This is a genomic window from Bacillus sp. AP8, from assembly GCF_000321185.1.
Classification (GTDB): domain Bacteria; phylum Bacillota; class Bacilli; order Bacillales; family DSM-1321; genus Bacillus_AD; species Bacillus_AD massilioanorexius.
This window is the reverse complement of sequence record NZ_CAPG01000116.1, coordinates 1-741: the sequence shown is the minus strand read 5'-3', so window position 1 is coordinate 741 and position 741 is coordinate 1. Positions and strand designations below refer to the sequence as shown.

Genomic DNA, 741 nt, shown 5'->3' with positions numbered 1-741 from the left:
TTCATTTTCATTCATTACAGGAATGCTGCCCCGTTTGTGGAATAACAAAGAGAGCTGTTCAACCACAGCTCTTAAATTGAAGTAATGCACCCATTAATGAAAAAAATAGTTATTATTGTCCATCAATTTTATGCCACTTAAAATCTTCTAAAACATTTGTATCTTCTGGGTATCCATAATAATAAAGCTTTTTTCCTTCTTTATTAAATGCGGTTGGGTAAAGAAAGTTTAATTGTTCACTAAATGGAAACAAGAAAGAAATACGTTCTCCAGTGTTTACGTTCTTTCTTTCTACATCAGGCTCGACACCAGTTTCTATATATGCAACTTCTTCATCGTATGATATTACACTCAATAAGGTGGATGCACCATTTTTAGTGGTAACGCTCATGCCTCCAACTGTTTGGATTTTATCAGAACTATACGGAATATTGGTTGTTACACTGCTACGGAAAAACACACCTGATTTTTCAGATAGTACCGTTTGGTATATCTCTTCTCCATCACTCTTAAATAAAAAAATAACGGATGAACCTGTATCATATTGCTCCATCAACTCTGCATCTTTTGCAAGGGATGTATTACTTTTGGCAGCACTTAACGACGTAAACCTATACCCATTTATAAAAAATATAAATGTGATTGCAATTAACAATGGTATTATGTATGACCATCTTTTCATCAATATCACCCTTATACATTATACCATATTATTCCAAATGCGTCTTATTGAACTAACCT

1 protein-coding gene is annotated in these 741 nt (G+C 33.3%); it reads right to left on the bottom strand.

The window, feature by feature from the left end:
• Positions 1-112: 112 nt before the first annotated feature.
• Positions 113-682, bottom strand: a complete 570-nt coding sequence (locus tag BN349_RS22905; protein ID WP_019244608.1) for a hypothetical protein — start codon at positions 680-682, stop codon at positions 113-115.
• Positions 683-741 lie beyond the last annotated feature (59 nt).